Origin of the sequence: Vibrio sp. 10N.222.51.C5, assembly GCF_041474575.1 — a bacterium.
Lineage (GTDB): Bacteria > Pseudomonadota > Gammaproteobacteria > Enterobacterales > Vibrionaceae > Vibrio > Vibrio crassostreae_C.
The window spans coordinates 37859-60243 of record NZ_JBFRUJ010000051.1 but is presented as its reverse complement, the minus strand read 5'-3'; the positions used below and the strand labels follow the sequence as shown (position 1 = coordinate 60243).

Sequence of the window (22385 nt, the reverse complement as noted above, 5' to 3'; positions counted from 1 at the left end):
AAGCACGTGTTTGAGTGAAACTCGATCAGTTCGAGTGTTCTAGCTCTACTTGCTCAGCTTTTTGGTAAGCAGGGTGGCTCTTTAAAAGTTCACCGTATTTAGCGATGTTAGGGTAAAGCGCAGTTGCACCAAAGTTACCCACGATTTCTACGATGAACGACATCATAAAATCTGCACCTGTTAGTGTGTCTGCAACCAAGTAGGTTTTACCTTCAAGTGCATTATTCACGTAAGTGAGGATCTTTTGGTTTTCGTCGTCTGCATAACCGCCTAGGAAGTTAGTTTCGCAGCCGTCTTTCATCACAAAGATCTTAAGTAACATTGGCAAAATACCTGAACTCTCAGCGAAGTGAAGCCATTGCGAATACTCAACGTAGTTTGCGGTGCCGCGTGTAGGTGCGAACTTACCCTGACCGTATTTGTCGATTAGGTATTCCGTGATAGCACCAGATTCAGTGATCACGACGCCATCGTCTTCAATGACAGGAGATTTACCCAATGGGTGAATGGATTTGAGTTCTGGTGGTGCAAGAAAAGTGACACTGTCTCGTTGGTAGGGTTTGATTTGGTAATCTACCCCAAGCTCTTCCAATAGCCAGATGATGCGCTTTGAGCGCGACTTATTCAGGTGATGCAAAGTAATCATGATTCTACCTAGTTAACGGGTTCAGTTTATTGAATTTATTTAGCTTCGTTCGTTTTGATAACAAGCTTACCGAAGTTCTGACCTTCCAATAGGCCCATGAATGCTTGTGGCGCATTTTCTAGACCTTCAACCAGGTGCTCACGATAGTGCATCTTGCCTTGAGACAACCATTCTGTCATTTGAACAGCAAATTCGTTGTAACGGTGTGCGTAGTCATCAAAGATGATGAAACCTTGCATCTTAATTCTTTTAACAAGCAGCATACCCATCAGGCTAGACATACGATCTGGTCCTTCAGGCAGTGAAGTCGCATTGTATTGAGAGATAAGGCCACACACAGGAATACGAGCACCTGTGTTAAGCAGAGGCATTACTGCATCGAATACCTTGCCGCCAACGTTTTCAAAGTAAACGTCGATGCCGTTGTCACACGCTTTAGCCAATTGCTCCGCGAAGTCGTCAGCTTTGTGGTCGATGCATTCATCAAAGCCAAGAATCTCTTTCGCGTACTGACACTTCTCTTGACCGCCTGCAACGCCGATAACACGACAGCCTTTTAGTTTGCCGATTTGTCCAACGGTTGCGCCTACAGCACCTGTTGCTGCTGCAACGACTAGCGTGTCGCCTTCTTTAGGTTGGCCGATATCAAGCAAGCCCATGTAAGCGGTAAAACCAGGCATACCCATGATGCCAAGCGCGTAAGAAGGGTGCGTTGGTTCTTTGCCGAGTTTGATTAGGCCTTCACCGTTAGACACACCAAGATCTTGCCAACCTGTGTAAGCCAGTACCCATTCGCCAACTTCGTAATCAGCGTGGTTTGATTCTTCAACCTGACATACGGTTGCGCCAACCATCACCTCATCAATCTCGACAGGGTCTGCGTAAGATTTAGCATCGCTCATACGACCACGCATGTAGGGGTCTAGAGAAAGGTAAACTGAGCGAAGTAACATCTCGCCGTCTTTGATGCTTGGCGCAGCTATTGTCTCTAAACGGAAGTTGTCTTGAGTCGGTGCGCCAACTGGGCGAGAAGCCAATACGATTCGGCGATTGTCTTGTTGAGTCATTGGATGTCCTTAATTGTGTATTTTATACATTTAGAATTAGACCAGTCGTCTAGTCTTGTTGTCTAAAAATCCCGCCGTCATCAAATTGATAAGAGGGCGGGTGATTTTTTTAAGTTAAAGCCAATAAAGCGCGCTGCGCGTTATTAGCTTTCACCTTTTAAAATTCGTTCGGTAAGGCTCAAAGCTGACTGTAAGCTATGTGAGCTTTGGCTCAGCTTGCTCAATAAGCTGGCGCCTAACCACATTGAGTATAGGTTCTGAGCTGCTTCTTGGCTCTCTTCAACCTTTATGGAGCCATCTTCAATACCGCCGACAATGCACTGTTCGATGGTATTCGTCACTTTTTCTGCACCCTTTAATAGCGCTTGGCGCATAGGATCAGAAAGATCAGAAACTTCCGCGCTGAGTTTAACGACCAAGCATTTATGAGCATTGCAGGTGCCGTTTTCAATCTGTGACCATCGAGTGAAATAACTGACAATTCTCTGGTAATGGTTGCCTTCACCATGAACCAAAATAGTTTCAACTCTGCTGATGTAGGTCTCAAAATAGTGCTGGATCAGAGCCTCGCCAAATTGCTCTTTCGATTTAAAGTAGTGGTAAAACGACCCTTTCGGCACGTCCGCTTCTTTAAGCAATTGCGATAAGCCAACGCCGTTAAAGCCGTTGTTCACTATTAATTGGTAGCCAACATCTAAAACATGCAGGCGTGTGTCATTCGTTTTTTCGTTCATGGGCGGTACTATAAGTTAAATTAGACCAGTCGTCTAGTGGTCGGTTTTCGAGGGTATATTTGGTCGTTGTTACAGTAGCTAAATAGCTAAATAGCTCAATATCTAAAGAGGCTTCAAATGTTCAGATATAAAAAAGCCCCGACATAGCGCGTATGTTGGGGCTTAAATCAGTAACTTCGATTATTTGATAGAGATGAGTTCTACATCAAAAATCAGAGTCGATGATGGTGGGATAGGGCCTGAACCGCCTTTACCGTAAGCTAGAGTGCTTGGAATAAATAGACGAACTTTTTGGCCTTCAACCATGTAAGTCAAACCTTCTTGCCAGCCTTTAATTACTTGCTTAAGAGCAAATGAGATTGGCTCGCCGCGCTCAACAGAGCTGTCGAAAACAGTGCCGTCGATTAGCGTACCGTGGTAGTGAACCGTTACTTTGCTGTTCTTAGTTGGGTGCTCTGTGCCTGTACCTTCTTCAAGAACAAGGTATTGAAGACCGCTTTCAGTCGTAATCACGCCTTCTTTAGTGCCGTTTTCAATTAGAAATTGTTGGCCTTGTTCGAAGTTTTCTCCGCCAGACTTATGATTCGTCCAAGTACGGTAAATCATGAAACCCGCCAAAAGAAAGACAATGACCGGGATGACAAATTTAGACATAGTAAAACCTATTTATATTGAGTGCTGAATTTCGTAGTTAATACAAAATGTGTTAATCAGTTGACTAAAGCCGTGATTATGGTTGAGTCAAAAGGTAGTTGATCGTTTTTGCAATGCCAGCAACGTCTTGGTGACCTGCTGTTAGTACTTGGTATTTACCGTTGATGATAAAGGTTGGTACTGAGTTGATCTGACCTTTTACTGAGATCTCTTCTGCTTGCTTAACGTAGTCGAAAAGAGCGACTTGCTGTTCTTTATTCAGCTGGTATGGGCTAACCAAACCACGAGAAGTAAACGCTGTCTCTAGTGCTTGTTGACGCTGCTCAGGTGTTGCATCTGCACCCATTTGAACGGCACCAAATAGGTCGTCCATGAATGCGTGGTCAGGCGTCGCATCAAGCTGCATCACTGCTGTGTAGTAGATCATTGCGCTGATTTGAGCGCTTTCGTTGAACGTCACGTGCATCTTGCCAATAGTTTGGTCTGTTAGAGATTCAATCTCTGGAATGGCACTTTCCATTTGACGGCAGTGACCACAGTTAAGAGAGAAGATTTCAGTGATCGGAGACAAGTTAAATTCTGTTAGAGCAGTAGGAAGCGCTTCGTATTGAACGCCTTTTTGTGGCTCGTCTGTTTCACTACAACCCGCGATAATGAGTACGGCAGCGAGTGCTGTGATGAATTTAGTAAATGGTTTAAACATAATGTTTGCTCTAGCGTTGAGAAGTCGTGAGATTCTAACTATTTAGTACGAATTGGAAAACAATTATAAGGTAAATAAATGCAAACAGTTCGAACTAGCGGCTGAAGACAAGCTAGTAGACGGTTAACTGTGATCAACAGCACTTTTTTGGGTTCTGCTTTCTTTTCGTCTAAAGTTTTTCCCTCGGTGCCGATATAGACATTAGTGAATGGTTTATCTGCATGAGTGGTTGGTGAAGTAATGAGATATTTAGCGATAATGTTAAGCATAGCTTTGGCTGGGTGTGAAGCCACGTCACCAACTGACTTACTTGGCGGTGACATGCTAGAGACTGCACCACAAACCGATTACGACTTGATGCATCCTGAATGGGGTGTGGTTCAAACGACTCATGTAGCAAGCAATCGTGGGTACTCTATCCAGAGTAGCACTCATCAACACAGAACCATCACGACCAACTACGGACGTGGCGTTTCGACTAACGACCCACTGGAAGTCTTTTTAAGACAAAACCGCATCGATTTTGAAGTGTTGCCGGGTAACCATGTGATGGTAAAGCTTGAGCAGCACGTGAACTTTAAAACAGGTTCAGCATTCCCCGAGCCAGCTTATAATCAATGGTTAGATACGCTAGGCAGCTACCTTGCTCAACGCCAAGATATTGATGTGGTGATTGAAGGGCACACCGATAATACGGGCACAGATCGAATCAATGATCCGCTTTCAGAGCAGCGAGCAAAAGAAGTGAAGGCTCGATTAGAGAGTAACTATGTGTCGAGTCGCTCCATTTATACTCGTGGATTTGGCGAATACGTACCAGCTTGCACCAACGCTTCTGCGCAAGGCAAGGCGTGTAACCGCCGTGTGGAATTGATGCTGATTGTAGCGAAGTAGTGGTTTGAACTTTCGCTCCCAATTTGAAGCGATTAACGCCAAATAACAGACATAAAAAATCCCTCACATTAGAGGGATTTTTTGTATCTAGATTTTGTCGCTTTATTGCTTATGCAAACTGCTTTTCTAAGTAAGTTACGATATCGGAAGATTCGTACATCCACTCAGTTTTACCGTCTTTTTCGATACGTAGACAAGGCACTTTCACACGACCGCCGCCAGCTTCAAGCTCAGCACGGTGTTGCTCGTTGTTTTTTGCATCACGAAGTTCAAATTGAACCGACTGACGTTTCATCGCGCGGCGCACTTTCACACAAAATGGGCACGCTTCGAATTGGTATAACGTGTGCGTTTTTGCTTGCTCATTTACTTTGCTTTGTTCTTCTTGAGAACGCTTCACACCACGTGGGCTGAAAACAAAATTCAATAACAAGATGACACGACCTAAGAACCAACGGATAAACTTCATAACTCTCTCTACATATTTAAAATTAGCGTTACAATTTGCAGCATTATATACACAAGTTTTGTCAGATGCTCGCAACAAACCACTAATATCTATTTTGTCCGTTCGATCGTATGAGACTTAGCCACATTTAGCCCTAAACGCTTAGACAGTCGAGTCAGATTTGCTCGGTCTGTTTTCAGAACTCGCCCTGCTTGTGCCCAGTTAAAGTTGGCATCTTCCAACACCTCAGTAATGATACTGCGTTGAAAATCGTCCGTTGCACCACGTAGCCCTGCAGAAAGGTCGATCGTTGGTGTCGATAATGGTGTGTTTTTCACCTGAGTCGTCGCAATTGGCTGATCTTGGTCTAGAGGACCACAATCTTCCTTGGTGATTGTCACCAGGTTTTTATTGGTGCTGCGCGCTAACGCTTTCAATGCGGAACGACTGATCACATGCTCAAGTTCACGCACGTTACCCGGCCAACCATAACGGTTTAGGAAAGAAAGAACGTCGGAGCGGAACTTAACTTGGTTGATACCAAGCTTACGACGCGCTTGTTCTAAGAAGAAACCCGCTAATAGGCTGATGTCGTCACCACGATCTTTCAGTGCTGGCACCGCGATAGGATACACACTCAATCGGTGGTACAAATCGGCTCTGAATCGACCGTCTTCAACTTCTTGTTTTAGATCTCGGTTTGTCGCTGCCAATACTCGCACATCAATGGTTTGAATGTTGTCTTGGCCAACCGGTTGGATTTCGTTGTTTTGCAGCGCACGTAGGAGCTTACTTTGAGCGGCCAAAGGCAATTCACCAATCTCATCAAGGAACAGTGTGCCACCATCGGCTAAAGCAAATTTACCTAAGCGGTTTTTGTCTGCGCCAGTGAACGCGCCACGAACGTGACCAAACAGTTCACTCTCTACTAAGTTTTCAGAAATTGCAGCACAGTTTACGTAGACGAGTGGGTTACGTTTACGTTGAGATTGGTGGTGCAGGGTGCGAGCCACAAGCTCTTTACCAACCCCGGTGTCACCATGAATCAAGATATTAAACTCAGATGGAGCTACAACAGCGATGTCGTTCTTAAGCGCGACCATGGTGTCACTGTTACCAATCAACTCACCGCCGTCACGTTCCCACGCTTCTACGTTCAATTCTTCGAGTAATTGCTTTGACTGTTTTGCTTGATGCTCAAGTTGCGAGAAGGTCAGTGCCATCTGCATGGTTGAGGCTGCAATAGCTGCCAGTACTTCAAGGTTACGCGCCGGAATATTCGCGAAGACATCAGGTTTCAAGCTGTCTAGAGTCAGAATACCTAAGAGCTTATCGCCAAATAGCAAAGGCAAGCCCATACAAGCATGCATTGGTAAATCGCCATCATGGTCAATAAGCAAACCATCGAAAGGATCGGGTAGGGAGCTGTCAGCATCGAAACGAACAGGAGAGCGAGACGCGCAGATCTCTTCAAATCGTGGGTGTTCTGAAATGATAAAGCGACGACCGAATGTATCTCGGCTGAGCCCTTGCATTGCGATAGGTACTAGCGTGTCGCCTTGAAGGCTTAAAAGCGCGACACAATCACACGTTATGGTTTTGCGAATGGCATCGATCAGGCGATTGAAACGATCTTGATCGTTGACACCACTTGCGAGGCCAATGGTCATTTCCATGAGGGTAGATGCGGAGATATCTTGCATAAAAAACTCTAACTGTGTGTGTTTATCTACATAATAGAGTCTTATTGACTTAAAAAAAAGGTCTTTTTGACATTTTTATAAGATGAGTTTTGAGAAGAAAACCAGTAATGACGGGGATTGATAAAGTTGGCACTGATTGTGCAGAAGATACAGAGAAGCCCAATTATAGCGCTGATTAAATAGACTATTCTTGATCCCAATCAATCAGGTGGCATTAATCAGGTTTCGCGATTTTTTGAAATGAAAACGAGTCAAAATAACTCAGTTTCTAAAAATAACTAAGGTTTCAGAAAATCGATAAGTCATTCTTAATTTTTAGTAGTCAAAATGACATATAGGTCATAAGGCTCAGTGTTCGGAGTAAATTCATGCTTAACAATGCACATATCGAAATCATCAAATCTACTATTCCTCTACTTGAGAGCGCAGGCCCAGCTTTAACTCAGCATTTTTATCAACGTATGTTCACGCATAACCCTGAGTTGAAAGATATCTTCAATATGACTCACCAAAGAACAGGTCGCCAAGGAGTAGCACTGTTTGAAGCTATCGCGGCATATGCAAAGAACATTGAAAATCTAGCAGCGTTAACAACTGCCGTTGAACGTATTGCTCAGAAACACACAAGCTTTAACATTCAACCAGAGCACTACCAAATTGTTGGTTTGCACCTGATTGAGACATTACGTGAACTAGCTGCTGACGCCTTTACTCCAGAAGTGGAAGAAGCATGGACAGCCGCTTACCTATTCTTGGCGCAAGTATTCATCGATCGTGAAGCTGAACTTTACCTACAGCGTAAGCAAGCTGTTGGTGGTTGGGAAGCAGCGCGTGCGTTTGTGATTGCAGACAAAATCGAAGAGTCAGCGCTAGTAACAAGCTTTATCCTTCAGCCAAAAGACGGCGGTGAAGTTCTGGATTACACACCAGGTCAATACATCGGTATCGAAGTGAAACCAGAAGGCTCTCAATACAGCGAGATTCGTCAATACTCACTGTCTGATAAGCCAAACGGCAAGCAATACCGTATTTCTGTTAAACGTGAAGGACAAGGCCAAGAGACACAAGGCGTTGTATCTAACCACCTACACGATACGGTTGCTGTTGGTGATGAGGTTAGCCTATACGCACCAGCGGGTGACTTCATGTATCAAGAGCGCAACAAGCCAGTAACACTTATCTCTGCAGGTGTTGGTGTAACGCCAATGCAGTCTATGCTTGAGTTCCTAAACACGGTAGATAAAAACGAGCCAGTACTTTACCTTCACGCTTGTGAGAACGTAGGCCAACACTCTTTCACGACTCGTGTTAAAGATATTGTTGCCGACAAAGGTTGGGAAGCGAAAACGTGGTACATGAACAAAGACGAATCTGCATGTGAAAACACGCATCAAGGCCAAATGGATCTAGCGTCTATCTCTGATACTAAAGGCTTTGAAGAGAGCGATTTCTACATATGTGGTCCTGTTGGTTTCATGAAGAACATCGTGGAACAACTAGACGCACTCAAAGTTGATCGTTCACGCGTTCACTACGAAGTATTCGGCCCTCACGCTAACTTCTAAGAGCTCAAGGTAGTTGTGTTAACACTCGCCTGATCTATTTAAAACCTTGCCTATTCAAAGGCCTCACAGTGTGAGGCCTTTTTGGGTTTGGTTGGTTTTGTCTGACATCATCGACTACTGCAAAACACGATGGTTCAGCTAAGATCTTTTCGCTTCTATCTAAGAACGTTTCACCTTCTTAGACATGTAGTCGGAATCAAAAAATTCAGGCCAGTACATTTTCACGTAACCACCTGCGACCCAAATTACTAGGATGGTGGCGATGGTTAGCTCAAAGAATCCGAACTTGTGCAGCCAGTACCATTGTGGGTATTCCGCGCCGAAAAATGTGGTTAGACGATGCATGGCAATAGCGCTGATAACGGATGGGAAGGTGACGGCAGCAATTGAAGGTTGGAACTTCAAACGCATTAGGCGGATGTAACACAAGTAAATTAACAGAGTCATGGTGATGGCAATGCCCGACAATGCACCTGTTAGAATTGGGTCTGGGTTGTCGAAGTTAACCAAGTAAGCGGCTAAAGATAAGTTAACCGGAGCTGCCATGATAGCGAGTGTTGGTCTTGCTCGGCGAGGAAGATTGCCTTCGAACACCAAGCGGTACAACACCACTGGCAACATAAGGAAATAGATACCAATACAAGTGACCGCAAGTGTTTCTGAAAATACAGTGTGCCCGAACTGTGTGCCTGCTAAGGAGCTGCTGATCAAACCGACCGGATACAGAAACCAACTCGGTACAATGTTCGACATTTTGAAGTTGATGATCTGAAAACTAAAGAACAACACCATCATGGTAAAGTGCAGCAATAGCGCGCAGAACCAAACTGGATAGGCGATAGCTGGCGATATCTCGGCTAAATAGTCGCACAGAATCAATAAAGCCATGCTCATTGGTGCCATCAAGCTTCCACTTAACGGGTGGCGAATGTCATTAAGGAAGGTATTAAAGCTCGTTAAATAGCGCAGTAAAACAGGCAGCAATAATAGCGCGCCGAATGCAGCGAGGTAGGGACGAATTATCTCACCAATGCCCGGGATATATAACGCCCAAGCTTGTCCTAACCCAATAACGCCAAGTGCTAAAGACGCCTGAGATGGCGGCACATTTTTTACTTGGGTTAATCTTCTCCAGTTCAACGACTTACTCCGACTTAGTTAATTAAAGACTTTTAGAATATTTGCTTTAGTTAGAGTGTGTAGGCCTTTCATCAATAGATTTTGAGGGCACTCAACTAATTTTGAGTGGATGATACCAAGTTTAACGTTTGCTTTTTTGATTTTGATACGGAATCGGGAGATTAAGCACGTTGAATGTGTGCTTTTGTTTCATGAGTCATTTGTAATTAACATACTTCCTCTTGCTGAGGGAGGTCTTGTTGTCTTAGCTTCTCGTTTTTCAGCGTACGGTTAAGCAGCTGACTGTAAATTGGCTGCCCACCTAACATTTGAGCAATGATTACTGCGCCCAAGCAGGTGATGATCAACGGTAGGATCAGATAGTAGTTATTGGTCATTTCAATAACCAACAGAATACCCGTGATAGGCGCTCGCACGGTGGCGGCAAATAATGCTCCCATGCCAGCAATTGCAAACATACCCGGTTCAATATTCAGTTCAGGAAAGAATGCCGCCGCGATAAGTCCAAACGCGTAACCAAAGAGCGTTCCTAGAGCAAGCATTGGTGCAAAGATGCCACCCGGTGCACCAGAGCCGAAACAAAGTAGCGTGGTGAGCACGCGCCCTAAGAAGATTAACAGCAGCACGTTTGCGCTGTAGTTGCCATTAGTGATATTCGGGATGATACCAATACCACCGCCAGTCAACTCCGGTATATAGAGCAGCAATAAGCCAAAGCAACCGCCCAGCAGGGAACCTGTTATTAAGTAGCGTTTACGGTCATTCTTGTGTATTGCCACAAACAGGTCTTGCGAAAGTGTAATCAGCTTATTGAAAATCACACCAAACAGGCCGAACAACACACCTAACAACAAGAATAACCACAGAGCATCCAGTTCAGGCGGTTGGTATTGAGGCATAGTGATAACGGCAGATTGTCCGTTGATTGATCGAAAAACGATGTTAGCTGAAACCGCTGAGATGATGACGGCTTTAATTGATATGAGAGAGTAGCGAAACTGTGGTCTCATCTCCTCGACTACAAACATGATGCCAGCCAGTGGTGCATTGAATGCGGCGGCCAAACCACCTGCGGCACCCGAAGCTAATAGTGAGTGGCGAGTGTCGTCATCTTTGACTCTGAAGATGTCAGTCACCATACGGCCAATACTGCCGCCCATTTGAACGGTTGGTCCTTCTCGACCTAAAACCATACCAGAGCCTAATGCGCCCATACCGCCAAAAAATTTTACTGGCAATACTCTCCACCATCGAACAGGGCGCATACCGTCCATCGCACCTTCAATTTCAGGGATGCCTGAGCCTGCAGCCTCTGGAGCGAAGCGGTGAACGAGGAAGTAACCAATAAAGGCAAATGCAGCACTAATAAGGAAAGCGGCTAGCCAAAGGGGTAAATAGCTACCGATTTCATCTTTAAGCCAATCGGTACGAGTTTCTGTGATGAAATGAACCGCGACTTCGAAATAGGTACCCACTACGCCAGCAAGTACACCTACAATACAAGAAAGAAAGAGAACGGAAGCGGGTGTCTTATCTCTTGAGAGAAATTGATTAATAGCATCCCTTGGCATTTTGGCTAATAAGGATTGCTTAATTTTCTCTCTTCTGGTCATTGAGATAAGGCTCCTGAATGGGTTAAGGCGGGGTAGTCATAAATTATACGCGTCCTCTGCATATCCTATAGCAGCAAAGATGAAAAGTTGAATTTCATTTATGGAATGTACGTGTTACATAAATGGAATCTATGGGCAATTGTGGAATCGCTGTCACAATTTTGATCGATTCTCTGGTGGTGGCTTGAATATCCCCAAAAATGAACCATAGTTAAATCGTAAAGCAACATAACAAACCGCAAGGAGACGTGAGGTTTTACACACAATTTGGATGGATTCAGAAACAAAGTTTTAGTTCCTCGTTAAATGTTCAGGTCGATATTTAAGGCTTCCTGATTCGCGAACTCACGATTGAGTAACGAGGGTGAGGCGTACTGAGTAAGTACGCCTTTAGTTCGTCTGGAGCATTCATTTTTCTTCGTTCCCCCCTTTTCTAGTGACACTCATACAACTTCTGGCTTAAATCATTCTCCGTATAAACAAGCGATTGGGGTCAATTTCTCCGTGATTGTGTATATACTCCCTTAAAAAGGAGAACTGATATGACCAAAAAAGTTCCTACAAACATCATTACGGGTTTCTTGGGTGTTGGTAAAACGACAGCCATCTTGAACCTGCTAAAAAATAAACCTGAGAATGAAAACTGGGCTGTTCTGGTTAATGAATTCGGGGAAATCGGTATTGACGGTGCATTGATGACAGATCAAGGCGCTTTGATTAAAGAAGTGCCGGGTGGATGCATGTGCTGTACTGCGGGCGTGCCTATGTCAGTGGGTATTAATGCCTTACTTCGCCAAAAGCCAGACCGTTTATTGATTGAGCCGACAGGGCTTGGTCACCCTAAACAGGTTATAGCGACACTGACTTCCGATCAGTACACACCATATGTCGATTTAAAAGCGACGCTTGGTTTGGTTGACCCACGAAATCTGTCTAATGAAAAGTACACCTCGAATCAGAATTTTAATGATCAACTAAATAGTGCAGATGTGATTCTTGGTACTAAGGTTGACCTTGTTCATTCTGAAGACATCGATGTGTTCAATGATTGGGTGACGGATCAAACGCCAGCAAAAGTCTTCCATAAGCTAATTCACGATGGTGAAGTGCCATTGGAAGTGTTAGACATTGAAAGAGTATACGGCAGTGCTTCATCTCATATTGAAGCGCATCATCACGATCACGCTGAACAAGAGCCTCAATTCCAACTTCCTCCTGGTGAAGCTTTCATCCGTAAAGAGAATAAAGGACAGGGCTATTTCAGTTGTGGTTGGTTGTTTGGCGCAGAGCATAAGTTCGACTTCGATGCGCTATTCTCTATGTTGTCAGATCTAACGGCCGAGCGTGTAAAAGCTGTCGTGAACACCGACCAAGGTTGCTACGCATTCAATGTGGCGAATCAAGTCGTGTCTGTGAACGAAATTACGCTTGATGGCTTTGAATCTCGACTGGAAGTGATCGACTCGCAACTCATGCCATGGGGCGATCTCGAGCAGATTCTACTCAAGCTGTGTGGCATCAAATAGCCCTGTTTTTGCTGTTTGAACCAAGGATCTTGGTGTTTACCTCGTTGAAGGCGGGATAAACACCAGATTAAATGAGAAAGTTTGCGTTATATCACGATAAATGTGAGATAAATCACTCTAATTACTTTATAGTGCTCGGCTGAAATAAGAATGTAGGCTGTCTGCTTAAGGAACCCGTAACAATGTCATTTTCCTCTCAAGGTTTTGCTCCTGAATTAGTCAAAGCGTTGACTGAGTGTGGTTATGAAAAACTCACTCCAATTCAACAAAAAGCGATTCCAATGGCTCGTAAAGGCCATGATATTTTTGCTACTGCTCAAACCGGTACGGGTAAAACAGCGGCATTTTCATTGCCTGTTATCCAACACCTTTTGAACAGCGGTAAAAAGGCGTCTAGAGGAACGGCTCGCGGCCTTATTCTTGCTCCAACTCGTGAGCTTGCTGCGCAGATCGCTCAAAACATTAAAGACTACGTTAAATACACAGATCTAAGTGTTTCTGCGGTTTACGGTGGTAACAAGATGTCTTCACAAGTTCGTCAACTAGAACTGGGTGTGGATATTTTGGTTGCAACACCTGGCCGTTTAGAAGAGCACTTAGAAGCGGGTAACGTGTCTATTGCTAACCTAGAATTTCTAGTATTTGATGAAGCTGACCGTATCCTTGATATGGGCTTTATCAATGCCGTTCGTAAGATCATGTTGGATGTAGAAACATCACCGCAAATCATGATGTTCTCTGCAACGACTTCTACTCAGTTAAACCAACTGTCTGTTGATATTCTGCGTAAACCAAAACGTATTAGTGTTGAGCGCGAAAACTCAACGGCTGCTACTGTCGGCCACGTGGTTTACCCAGTGGATCAAGAGCGTAAAACAGAACTGCTTTCTGAGCTGATTGGTCGTAAAAACTGGCGCCAAGTGCTTGTTTTTGTTAACTACAAAGAAACAGCGAACGATGTAGTTAAAGAGCTTAAGCTAGACGGCATTAAAGCAGTACTGTGTCACGGTGATAAAGCGCAAAGTGCTCGTCGTCGTGCTCTAGACGATTTTAAAGAAGGTAAAGCGCGTGTAATGGTAGCAACCGACGTTGCGGCTCGTGGTCTTGATATCGAAGACTTACCACACGTAATTAACTACGACATGCCTTTCCTAGCAGAAGACTATGTTCACCGTATTGGCCGTACAGGTCGTGCAGGTAAGCAAGGTCACGCTGTCTCTTTCGTTAACCGCGAAGAAGAGCTGACTGTCGTTCAAGTTGAAAAACTGATTCAACAGCGCATTCGTCGTGTTGAACAACCGGGTTATGAACCGAAGAAACGTGATGCTTACATCGAGAAGCTGAACACTAAATCGGCTTACAAAAACCGTCAGGGTCGTAAGAACAACGCGAACGAAGAGCCACAAGATCAAGCAAGCGCTGAACGTCGTTTGACTATGATGAAGCGAATTAAAAACCGTCGTAAGTAATTACGGTTGGTGATTGAAAAGAGCCACTGTTATGTGGCTCTTTTTGTTTGTATTGATCGCAATATTGTTTATTGTCATTACTGCTTCGTTTCAACCTCGCTTCATTTCAAGCCCGATCAAGAAACAAGAACTAATAAATAAAAACAAGTCGATAAGGTAATAATATGGATAGCGCACTACTTTGGGCTTTTATTCCCACGTTTTTCTTCGTGTCAATCACGCCCGGTATGTGTATGACTTTGGCGTTGACACTTGGAATGAGTGTTGGATACAAGCGTACATTATGGATGATGATCGGTGAACTGGCTGGTGTCGCTGTGGTTTCTATTGCCGCGGTATTGGGTATCGCTTCGATCATGTTGAATTACCCATGGCTATTTACGGGCTTTAAATTTGTTGGTGCGGGTTACCTGTTTTATTTAGGCGTTCAGATGTGGCGTTCGAGAGGCAAACTGGCGATCAGTACTGACAACCAAACAACAAAAGTCAGCAATGATTGGGACTTGGTGGTTCAAGGTTTTGTCACTGCAATTGCGAACCCAAAAGGCTGGGCGTTTATGATTTCTTTGCTGCCTCCTTTTATTAACAGCAATAAAGACTTAGCACCGCAGTTGTTCATTCTCGTGTCAATCATTCTGGTTTCTGAGTTTGTTTGCATGACCTTATACGCGACAGGCGGAAAGAGCTTAAAGCATATGCTGGGCAAAGCCGACAATGTTAAGTTGATGAACCGCATTGCAGGTACGTTGATGATGGGCGTTGGTGTTTGGTTGTTCGTGAGCTAATTCTGGTTAGCCTACAACGAGCAGAGATCCCCGACTCAGTCGTTCCTCCTTCTCGAGGGTGACGCGTACGTGGGATGATGACGACTTAGGATTACGGTGAGTTTTGAAAATTCGGATTCTTACTTAAACCGAAGAATGCATAGAATATAAAAAGAGCGATAGGGCATTTGGCCTTATCGCTCTTTTTGATTTTACTTAGCTAGCGAACAGAGACTAGATAACAGAAATGTTTCTGATCTTAGCCTGCGTTGTATATTTAAACCGCGATTTCACCGCCGTCTTCTCGACGAATCACAACCGTAGATGCTCTTGGGCGGACTTTGCCTTGAGTTTGTGCGGTTGCATCTTCAGACGATGGCCAGTTTGCCGGGTGTTGAATGTTCACAAACAGTGACTTGAAATCTGGGCTGATGGTAAAGCCTGTTACTTCACATCCGTTTGGTCCCACAAAGAAACGCTTTAGCTGCGCTTGATTGTTTGCATCAATTACCGCGCTGTTGCCTTGGTCATCCGTTAATTGAGATGGAACCACTGCCAGCATTTGGTCATTGGTGTAGCCAGTGACTTCGTCTGCGCCATTATCTGTCTGAATCCATAAAATACCACGAGCATCAAACGCTAAGCCGTCAGGACTCGCGAACTGGTTCATGTCTGTTAGACCAGAGCGGTTAATAGACTTGTCTTCCACTGCTGGTGAACCAAATACGAAGATATCCCAATCGAACTCGCCTGCCGTTTTGCCTTCATCCCAACGGATAACATGACCGAACTTGTTGTCTACGCGAGGGTTTGCAGAGTTCGCTTCTTTACGCTTGTTGTTATTAGTCAGCGTTAGGTAAGCCGTACCTGTCATTGGGTCAACAGAGCACCATTCAGGGCGATCCATTGGCGTTGCACCAACAAGGTCGGCAGCGCCTGCTGTATTGATGATAAGCGCTGCTTGAGAGTCAAATGAATCACCTAGCTTACCGCCGTTTGTAGTCTTGCTGCCCAACGTTAGTGGTAGCCAAGTACCTGAACCATCATCGTTGAACTTAGCCACATACAGTGTGCCTTTGTCCATGTACTTATCACCTGCACTTAGGCGATTGCTAGGCTCTGCGTCACGCGGGTCCCATTTCTCTTCAGAAACGAATTTGTATAGGTATTCAAAGCGAGAATCGTGACCAGAGTAGAATACAATCGGCTCGCCTTCGGTCAACTTACCAAACGTACAGCCTTCGTGACGGAAACAACCCAGTGCAGAACGTTTTTTAGCGCGAGAGTTTGCTGTGTATGGGTCGATTTCAACTATGTAGCCGTGACCGTGTGCTTCGTTACGGTAATCGTCCATTGCTGACTCACCTGTTGGTGTTACGTCAAAGCGAGCAAATTCGTCTAAGCGTTCTTGTTTGTCACCAGAAAGCGTGTCCCAACCATAACGTGTTTTGTCGGTAGCGATACCAATACGTTCTTGCGCTGACGTTGTCTCGCCTTTATTAACGAAATAACCTGGCCAGTTTTCTTCACACGTTAGGTAAGTGCCCCATGGCGTGTAGCCATTACCACAGTTGTTCAACGTGCCACGAGCTTGGCTGCCGTCTTGTGAGAACTTGGTTTTGGTAAATTCACTGTGTGCAACAGGACCAGACAGATCCATTACGGTCGCGCCTGTGTAGCGGCGGTTCAGAGGATCGTTATCGACCATCACCCATTGGTTGTCTTCAAGTTTTACACGAACCACACTGACGCCGTGTGCGTTGATCTCTTTACGTACTTCATCAAGGCTAGGGCGGTTGCCTTCATCGTATGTAGGACCATTAGCGTGCAGTGCTTTTTGGTCGATGTATTCGTGATTAATCACCAACAAACCGTCGTTGCTGTTGCCATTAAGCGGGAAGAAGTGCATGCCGTCGTGGTGCATGCCCAGTGAGTTTGCTTGATCTTGTGCGTTGTTGGTTCCATCTTTTAACCAAGCATTGCCTTGCTTGTTAAGTGGAGTACCCCAAGGAACCAATACTTGTGCTGTATAGCCTTTTGGCACAACGACACTGTCTGTCAGTGAGCCTTTAACCGATTCGAATGCAAGTGTAGCAGTGCTTTTTTGCGGTGCGCTAGATGATGCTGTCGCCGCGTGCGCTGTGCTGTGGCCTGCTAAACCAAAAGCACCAAACGCCGTCATTGCACTGATGCCTAAACCGCCTTTGAGAACATTTCTTCTTGAAAGGTTCGCATCTAAAACTTCTTCGAAGGGTTTGTTTTTGCTCTTATTAAAACGAGTGCTATCAAATGTTTCCTTGCTCATCTTTACTGCTTCCTATTGGCTGATTTTATTATTCGTTATTCATGACTTACCCACCTACTAACTAATTGGTTAATAAGTTGGGTCAATGTGTGACTAATCGTGAAGCAGTTAAGTGACAGATTTTTATAGATTTGATTAAGGTTTTGTTTCTGTAGCACGATTTTTGCCATTAACACCCTTGTGTAATACAAAACTCTTGGGGATTGATGTGGAACTGTGTATAAATGCTTTATCAAACGAAAAGAGAGGCAGTTATGAAATTAGATAAAATCGAAAACAAAAATCGTCGCCTACGCAAAAAGCTATACCTAGGTGAATTCGCGATTCTGGGTTTTGAAGTAAGCTGCAAGACATCGATTACTGATTTTGATCAATACGATGTGTTCATTGATGAGTTCATTGATTTCATCGACAGCATCGGTCTGTGCTTTGGTGGCGGCGGCCTTGAGCTGTTTGAAGGTTTCTTATGCTCAATTGAGCGCTACCGTTCAGTAACAGAAGCAGAACAACTGCAAGTTGCTCAATGGCTTGAAGCTCGTGCTGAAGTAAGCAAAGTGGAAGTTAGCGAACTGATTGACGCAAACTACGCGTTCTAATTTGATGTTGTGTTGTTAGCTCGATTGAAAGGCCAAATACGGCTTAGGAAAGAGTAACAACAGTACGCTAGAATAAAGGCCGAATCGTTAAATCGATTCGGCCTTTTTGCGTTTTATTCGTTCCATTTCTATTCTTTATCTTCTTTTCTATCCCTTCTGACGTAAATGATAAATTGATATTTTTCGGCTAAATATTAGTACTTTATCGCTATTTTTATTTGCAGTAATAAGTTTGGATAAACTTGTGAGAGTTTTATGAGAATTCAATGAAGTTGCTGATAGATTTGATCGTCATTCTTAGAGTCAACAACACCACAGTTCGTTCTGGCAAAGGTAACGGTATATCGCTGTTATTCGTTTTGTTGGCAACGATAGGACTCGATAAAGGATGGAATCAAAATGAATAAACGTACTCAAATCAGCTTAGTGATCAGCTCGGCTATGTTGGCCTTCGGAGCGGCTCAAGTTCAGGCTGCTGAGCTTGAAGTCACTGTCACTAATGCAACGAAAGGGATCTACTTTACGCCTATCTTAGCGGCGGCTCATGACTCAAGCTTGTTCATGTTTAGAACGGGTGAAACGGCTTCTTCGGAACTAGAGTCCATGGCCGAAGGTGGCGATATTTCAGGTTTATCTGGTGTCATTGCCAACGCGGGAGGCGTGGTGGTTGAGAACCCAGCGGCCGGCATCCTCAATCCAGGCGTCGCAACTACGTTTGATATCAGTACTGGTAATTTAGAGTACCTATCATTGGGTGCAATGTTGCTGCCGACAAACGACGGCTTTGTTGGTCTAGATAGCTGGAAGATCCCAACTCAAGCGGGCACCTACAAAGCGACTCTAAATGGTTATGACGCAGGCACAGAAGCCAATGATGAGCTGGCGGGCAGTATGCCGAACCCTCCATTCATTACCTTTGGCGCTGGTGGCACAGGTGTAGAAACGGCAGTATCAAACGCTAAGGTTCATATTCATCCAGGTAACATTGGTGATGGTGATGGTGATGCGGCGGGCGGCATCAGTGACCTCGATAGCAGTAGCCATCGATGGTTAAACCCTGTTGCAACTATCACCATTGTTGTGAAGTAAGGGGGATGTATGAAAGCTAGAATTCTATTTATCGCTGCATCAGTAGCTGTGTTAGCGGGTTGTCCGGACGATGACGACGATTACTATCGCTATGATGTGAGTGTTACTAACCTCACCCCCAATCAACCAATGTCACCACTCGCGGTGTTGACTCACAATACGAATTTTGATCTGTTTGAAGTTGGGCAAAGTGCCTCTGTCGATCTGGAATACTTGGCGGAAGGGGGTAGTAATGCACAATTGCTTGCGCTCAGTGACAGTGACGCCAATGTTTATCAAGGCATCTCAGGCAATGGACTGATTCTTTCAGGTGAGCAAGACACGGTGTCGATTCGTGTCGACCCAAATCAAGAAGGGTATATCTCAGTTGCTTCCATGTTGGTGAACACCAATGATGCGTTTGTCGGCGAATCCGGATTATCGCTCAAGTCATTAGCGGTGGGTGATACCTTTACCATGAACATGAATGTTTGGGATTCGGGAACAGAGCTGAACGATGAGCTTGCTGCAACCATTCCGGGACCAGCAGGCGGTGGTGAAGGTTTTAATACCACACGAGACGACACCGATATAGTGAGTTTTCACTCTGGCGTAATCAGCCAAGATGATGGCCTTACGACTTCTACTTTAAGTGCAAATCATCGTTTCCTTAACCCCGGAGCAAGAATCACCATTACTCGAACTGAGTAACAGGGTCAAAGTACGATGAAAGAATTCCTGCTCTGTTCCGGTCAATTGAAAGGTGGGCAGACTCAGAATAGAGCAGGGATCATGAATAGTGCTGCGGTAAATTTGATGGCAAACATATTGTTGGTTGAAGACGATGATGACTTGGCTGAACTGGTGCAGATGCATCTTAAGTTCCAAGGGCATAACGTAATCAGAGCTAATGTGATTGAAAAGGCTCAGGCGCTCTATAAAGAGGGTCATTTCGATTTGATCGTACTGGATCGTGGCTTACCAGACGGTGACGGACTCGATTTCTGTCGAATGTTGCGTCAGCAAGAGGATTGGACGCCAGTACTCATGCTAACCGCAAGAGACGCTGAGTTAGATAAGGTGTCAGGCTTAGAAGCCGGTGTTGATGACTACATAACGAAACCTTTCAGCGTTCTCGAGTTTCAAGCAAGAGTGAGGAACGTGCTTCGCCGTTTAAGCCATGTCGAATCAGCGACTCAAGAGGTTGTGACAGCAGAATCGATTATGAATTTTGGTGTGCTCACTATTCAACCTGAACGCCATCAGGTGTCACTCAATAACCAAGACGTACCGCTGACAGCTACCGAGTTTACCTTACTTCATTTCTTAGCAACCCGCCCGGGGCGTGTGTATAGCAAAGACGAGCTGCTCGATCATGTTTGGAATACTCATCACTCTGGCTATCACCATACCGTGTGTAGCACAGTCAACCGTCTAAGAACCAAGCTTGCGATGCCGAATAGTGATGATGATTTCATTAAAACCGTTTGGGGTGTTGGTTATAAGTTTGAGTCGAAAGCTTAGGCCTATGTGTCGCGTCCGAAGTTTACTAAAAGGCCAGTAAGACCTAAGAGCCATCGAGGAGAGAACATGAGTTTCAAATCGCGTTTAGTGTTGTTCACCAGTTTGTGGTTTCTGCTCGTGAGTGTGGTGATTGCTTATACCTATAATTGGCAAAAAGAGACCATAGAACAAAGAACTAAGCAGAGCTTACACAAAGAGCTCGCGGTTCATATGCGCGATGATAACCCTCTGATGATAGGGACTGACTACAACCCCAAAGCCCTTAAATCCATATTTCATACCTTGATGTTGATTGGTCCCGATTTCGACATTTATTTTCTCGACAGCCAAGGAAATATCACGACGCACGCTGCGCCAGAAGGCACTGTGTTGGCAAGCCAGATAGACTTAGCACCCATTAGACAATTTTTAAATGACGAGCCTTATCCGATTCTTGGCGAAAACCCTATCAATCCTGATTCTCGTAAGGTGTTTTCCGTTGCTGCGATTGAAGAGTTGGGTTCAACAGTTGGGTATCTGTATGTGTTGATTGGCAGTAATCGCCATACCGTGATTGCTAATTCGCAAGTCGACACACCTTATATGGCGCTAGCAGGACTTATGCTGATCTCTATCTTAGGTTTTGCGATTGGGGCTTACCTGTTGGTCAAACGTAGCCTGTTAAACCCAATAGAAGCAGTAACCAACAAGCTGCAACAACAAGCAGAGCAAGATTTTCGATTGGACCCGAACTTCATTCATCAAGTACCAGAATTGGTGCCGATTGCACGCTCGTATCAGTTGATGGCGAAGCACATTCAACAGCAATTTTTGCAACTTGAATATCAGTCGTCACATCGAAGACAAAGCTTATTACAGCTCAGTCATGATTTGAAAACGCCATTGTCGAGTGTATTGGGGTATCTAGAAACGTGGAGGATTCAAAACCCACATTCGGATCCACTCATAGATGTGGCATATCGCAATGGCAACAAGTTATCTGAACAGCTCCATTCGCTGTTAGATAGCGCCAAGAAAGATAACCCGGTACCCACATATCAATACGCTTCAATCGATTTCAATGGGCTGATGAGCGAATGCTTAGAAACGATACAAAGCAAATATCGCCATAAAAATGTTGAGTTGAACATTAATATGCCTATTGGAATCAAGGCTGTGGGTGACAGTGATCTGCTTGAGAGGTTGATTTTGAATCTGTTAGATAATGCATTGAGGCATAGCCCAAGTGGCACTGTGGTGTCGTTAGATGTTGGTTTTGAAGCGGATTCCAAACGGGTGAAGGTGGTGATTCATAATGAGGTTGAACTGGAAGCGCCGAATGGTTCTTTGGGAATAGGAACCAAGATCGCGCAGTCGATACTGATGTTGCATCACAGTGTGCTAGAAACAACAAAGGCAGAGAACTCCTTTCAGCAAAGCTTTTACTTGCCTTCGGTATAGCTCTATCTGCCTTCGATTTAGCTTGATGTGTACTTACGTAGAAGTAACGTTAAGCGTCTTTTCTGTCTTCGTTACCTTCGTTCACTTTCGCGTAGAAGTGAAGCAGCTCAGTTAATTCTTTAACCCAGCCAAACGCATCTTTAGGTGCGTTCTTTAAGATCTTTTCTACTTTCTCACAGTGCACTTCGATTGCGATTGCTTCTTCAAGGTTGAAAGAAATTGAGTAGAAGTGCCAAAGCAGTAGGCGAGTCATTCGCTCGATGTTCTGTTGCGAGTTATCCGACTCTGAGAAGGCTAGGTTTACTTCACCAAGCGCGATAGCGGTCATTCGAAGCATTGCGTCAAATTTCGCTGATTGCATGCGTTCTTCGCTGGTGACTTCTTCTTGCTCGAACGTAAACAATTCCGTCATTGCATCTTCAGGTACAAGGCGATGAATCATTCTTAAACTAAATTCTTCTAGTTCATGGCGAGGCATGGTGATTAAGCAATTTAAGGTGTAGTCGCGTTGCATGGTGTTCTCTTG

The 22385-nt window shown here is 44.7% G+C and carries 22 protein-coding genes; 11 read left to right on the top strand and 11 right to left on the bottom strand.

Annotated features, from left to right (window positions below):
- Nucleotides 1-25: 25 nt before the first annotated feature.
- The 5 genes from AB4558_RS16490 to AB4558_RS16470 form a co-directional block, all read right to left on the bottom strand.
- Nucleotides 26-646: a glutathione S-transferase family protein gene (locus AB4558_RS16490; protein WP_017064479.1), complete on the bottom strand. Its 621-nt coding sequence runs from the start codon at nt 644-646 to the stop codon at nt 26-28.
- Nucleotides 647-681: 35 nt separating this feature from the next.
- A complete protein-coding gene (locus AB4558_RS16485) occupies nt 682-1713 on the bottom strand; it encodes an NADP-dependent oxidoreductase (protein ID WP_371722083.1) in 1032 nt (343 codons plus the stop codon).
- 143 nt (nt 1714-1856) lie between these two features.
- Nucleotides 1857-2447 (bottom strand): TetR/AcrR family transcriptional regulator, encoded by a 591-nt coding sequence (locus tag AB4558_RS16480; RefSeq protein WP_017062643.1) that lies wholly within the window; start codon nt 2445-2447, stop codon nt 1857-1859.
- Nucleotides 2448-2627: 180 nt separating this feature from the next.
- A complete protein-coding gene (locus tag AB4558_RS16475) occupies nt 2628-3101 on the bottom strand; it encodes an FKBP-type peptidyl-prolyl cis-trans isomerase (RefSeq protein ID WP_017062642.1) in 474 nt (157 codons plus the stop codon).
- Between the two features lie 76 nt (nt 3102-3177).
- Nucleotides 3178-3804, bottom strand: coding sequence for a thioredoxin domain-containing protein (locus AB4558_RS16470; protein WP_017062641.1), 627 nt, complete (start codon nt 3802-3804; stop codon nt 3178-3180).
- 258 nt (nt 3805-4062) lie between these two features.
- Here AB4558_RS16470 and AB4558_RS16465 point away from each other — a divergent pair, with 258 nt between their 5' ends.
- A complete protein-coding gene (locus AB4558_RS16465; protein ID WP_104216162.1) occupies nt 4063-4698 on the top strand; it encodes an OmpA family protein in 636 nt (211 codons plus the stop codon).
- A gap of 109 nt (nt 4699-4807) precedes the next feature.
- Here the strand turns inward: AB4558_RS16465 and AB4558_RS16460 are convergent, their stop codons facing one another.
- Nucleotides 4808-5167, bottom strand: coding sequence for a glutaredoxin (locus AB4558_RS16460; protein WP_017062638.1), 360 nt, complete (start codon nt 5165-5167; stop codon nt 4808-4810).
- A gap of 89 nt (nt 5168-5256) precedes the next feature.
- Nucleotides 5257-6849: a nitric oxide reductase transcriptional regulator NorR gene (gene norR, locus AB4558_RS16455; protein WP_017062637.1), complete on the bottom strand. Its 1593-nt coding sequence runs from the start codon at nt 6847-6849 to the stop codon at nt 5257-5259.
- 368 nt (nt 6850-7217) lie between these two features.
- Between norR and hmpA the strand changes: the two genes are divergently transcribed.
- Entirely contained in the window at nt 7218-8414 is a 1197-nt protein-coding gene (hmpA, locus tag AB4558_RS16450) for an NO-inducible flavohemoprotein (protein ID WP_372074788.1), read from the top strand.
- 159 nt (nt 8415-8573) lie between these two features.
- Here the strand turns inward: hmpA and AB4558_RS16445 are convergent, their stop codons facing one another.
- Nucleotides 8574-9521, bottom strand: coding sequence for a TDT family transporter (locus tag AB4558_RS16445; protein WP_050634251.1), 948 nt, complete (start codon nt 9519-9521; stop codon nt 8574-8576).
- A 239-nt stretch (nt 9522-9760) separates the two neighbouring features.
- Nucleotides 9761-11167: a H(+)/Cl(-) exchange transporter ClcA gene (gene clcA / locus AB4558_RS16440; protein WP_372074790.1), complete on the bottom strand. Its 1407-nt coding sequence runs from the start codon at nt 11165-11167 to the stop codon at nt 9761-9763.
- Nucleotides 11168-11709: 542 nt separating this feature from the next.
- On the opposite strand from clcA, the gene AB4558_RS16435 reads away from it, so the two are divergent.
- From AB4558_RS16435 to AB4558_RS16425, 3 genes are all read left to right on the top strand, one after another.
- Nucleotides 11710-12693: a GTP-binding protein gene (locus AB4558_RS16435; protein WP_017069160.1), complete on the top strand. Its 984-nt coding sequence runs from the start codon at nt 11710-11712 to the stop codon at nt 12691-12693.
- Nucleotides 12694-12875: 182 nt separating this feature from the next.
- Nucleotides 12876-14162: a DEAD/DEAH box helicase gene (locus AB4558_RS16430; RefSeq protein ID WP_017062632.1), complete on the top strand. Its 1287-nt coding sequence runs from the start codon at nt 12876-12878 to the stop codon at nt 14160-14162.
- Nucleotides 14163-14326: 164 nt separating this feature from the next.
- Nucleotides 14327-14947 carry a LysE family translocator gene (locus AB4558_RS16425; RefSeq protein ID WP_017064486.1) on the top strand — a complete coding sequence of 207 codons (621 nt, stop codon included), beginning with the start codon at nt 14327-14329 and terminating at the stop codon, nt 14945-14947.
- Nucleotides 14948-15203: 256 nt separating this feature from the next.
- Here the strand turns inward: AB4558_RS16425 and AB4558_RS16420 are convergent, their stop codons facing one another.
- On the bottom strand, nt 15204-17231 hold the full coding sequence (locus AB4558_RS16420; protein WP_372074792.1) for a PhoX family phosphatase: 2028 nt from the start codon (nt 17229-17231) through the stop codon (nt 15204-15206).
- Nucleotides 17232-17485: 254 nt separating this feature from the next.
- Between AB4558_RS16420 and AB4558_RS16415 the strand changes: the two genes are divergently transcribed.
- The 6 genes from AB4558_RS16415 to AB4558_RS16390 all read left to right on the top strand — a co-directional run bounded on the left by AB4558_RS16415 (nt 17486) and on the right by AB4558_RS16390 (nt 21859).
- Nucleotides 17486-17827: a YggL family protein gene (locus AB4558_RS16415; RefSeq protein WP_017062629.1), complete on the top strand. Its 342-nt coding sequence runs from the start codon at nt 17486-17488 to the stop codon at nt 17825-17827.
- A gap of 266 nt (nt 17828-18093) precedes the next feature.
- Entirely contained in the window at nt 18094-18234 is a 141-nt protein-coding gene (locus tag AB4558_RS16410; protein ID WP_017067451.1) for a hypothetical protein, read from the top strand.
- Nucleotides 18227-18916, top strand: coding sequence for a spondin domain-containing protein (locus AB4558_RS16405; protein WP_372074794.1), 690 nt, complete (start codon nt 18227-18229; stop codon nt 18914-18916). Before AB4558_RS16410 ends, AB4558_RS16405 begins: the two co-directional genes overlap by 8 nt.
- Before the next feature lie 9 nt (nt 18917-18925).
- On the top strand, nt 18926-19606 hold the full coding sequence (locus AB4558_RS16400; protein ID WP_102394553.1) for a spondin domain-containing protein: 681 nt from the start codon (nt 18926-18928) through the stop codon (nt 19604-19606).
- Nucleotides 19607-19687: 81 nt separating this feature from the next.
- Nucleotides 19688-20419: a response regulator transcription factor gene (locus tag AB4558_RS16395; RefSeq protein ID WP_017067448.1), complete on the top strand. Its 732-nt coding sequence runs from the start codon at nt 19688-19690 to the stop codon at nt 20417-20419.
- A gap of 66 nt (nt 20420-20485) precedes the next feature.
- Entirely contained in the window at nt 20486-21859 is a 1374-nt protein-coding gene (locus AB4558_RS16390; protein ID WP_372074796.1) for a sensor histidine kinase, read from the top strand.
- Between the two features lie 49 nt (nt 21860-21908).
- On the opposite strand, the gene AB4558_RS16385 is transcribed toward AB4558_RS16390, so the two are convergent.
- On the bottom strand, nt 21909-22373 hold the full coding sequence (locus tag AB4558_RS16385) for a hypothetical protein (RefSeq protein WP_017064489.1): 465 nt from the start codon (nt 22371-22373) through the stop codon (nt 21909-21911).
- Nucleotides 22374-22385 lie beyond the last annotated feature (12 nt).